The organism is Pedobacter sp. CFBP9032 (genome assembly GCF_034045265.1).
Classification (GTDB): Bacteria; Bacteroidota; Bacteroidia; order Sphingobacteriales; family Sphingobacteriaceae; genus Pedobacter.
Genome location: NZ_JAXCWE010000044.1, coordinates 1 through 327, shown reverse-complemented (window position 1 = coordinate 327; position 327 = coordinate 1). Strand labels below are relative to the sequence as shown.

The window sequence follows — 327 nt, the reverse complement described above, 5'->3', positions numbered from 1 at the left end:
CAAAAAAAAAGTCTCATACAAATACTGTATGAGACTTTAAAAAAAAACTGGCGGCGACCTACTCTCCCGCTTTCGCAGTACCATCGGCGCTGGTGGGCTTAACTTCTGTGTTCGGAATGGGAACAGGTGAGCCCCACCGCTAAAACCACCCTAAAGGTTGTATATAAGGTTCAGGTTGTAGATTATAGGGATTAGGTAATAGCTTTAAACTGCTACCTTTTACCTTGTATCTATCATCCGATACCTGTTTTATCGATAAGAATATTCACAAAGAGAGAACCTTTAATTGCGCAATTAAGCATTCGCCAATTAGGCTATAAATCTACG

General features: G+C 40.4%; 1 rRNA gene. It reads right to left on the bottom strand.

Annotated elements, in window-relative coordinates:
• Nucleotides 1-45 precede the first annotated feature (45 nt).
• Nucleotides 46-153, bottom strand: a 5S ribosomal RNA gene (rrf, locus tag SOM16_RS23080).
• Nucleotides 154-327 lie beyond the last annotated feature (174 nt).